The organism is Bacillus sp. MRMR6 (assembly GCF_001940785.1).
Classification (GTDB): Bacteria; Bacillota; Bacilli; order Bacillales; family Cytobacillaceae; genus Neobacillus.
The window spans coordinates 1-682 of the sequence record NZ_MSLS01000090.1 but is presented as its reverse complement, the minus strand read 5'-3'; the positions used below and the strand labels follow the sequence as shown (position 1 = coordinate 682).

Annotated in this window: 1 protein-coding gene; it reads left to right on the top strand. The window is 40.9% G+C overall.

Annotated features, from left to right (window positions below; translation table 11 throughout):
- The coding region (locus BTR25_RS26755) for a transposase (RefSeq protein WP_083652583.1) at nucleotides 1–364 on the top strand (364 nt) is incomplete at its 5' end.
- Nucleotides 365–682: the final 318 nt, after the last annotated feature.

The following is a 682-nucleotide window of genomic DNA, read 5'->3' as shown; positions in this document are numbered from 1 at the left end:
AGAATATAAATCTAATTCAAAGAAATGCGGAAACTGTCCACTTCTTTCCCAATGTACTCGTTCCAAAAATAAGGTAAAGGYAGTAACACGTCATGTTTGGGAAGAGCACAAGGAAAAGGTAAGAGAAAATCGCTTATCTAAGTCTGGAAAAATGCTTTATAAATTTAGAAAGGAAATGGTTGAGCGAAGCTTCGCAGATTCAAAAGAACTGCATGGGCTTCGCKATTGTAGGTTACGCGGATTAAGAAAAGCAAGCGAACAGGCWCTCCTTACGGCAGCGTGCCAAAATATGAAAAAAATTGCCACACACTTAGCTAGGCTTGAAAGAGTGTGTGGCAATACTAAGATATTTGAACCCTGTTGAWTTCCGCGGAAGGTGCGTAGACTCCTGCGGGAGTACGGGGCAGTGGGAGACCCCGCAGGAGCGTAGYGAGGGCACTGAAGAACTTCCGTTTTTTATATTTTATAAATAAGGAAAAGGCATTATGGATGAAAAAAGACAAAAAAAAGCAACTTCCTACCGAAATTCGAAGGGAAGTTGCTTATACCTCTGCCTATTTCCTATTCTTTTTCATTAAGAAGTTTTATTATCCGTTTGAGATTGACAGCGAATATGGTTGTGGCTCCTTGAATTTCCATACCAAATAAACCCGAGGATTTGGCTGTTTCAAAACCGTGCCCA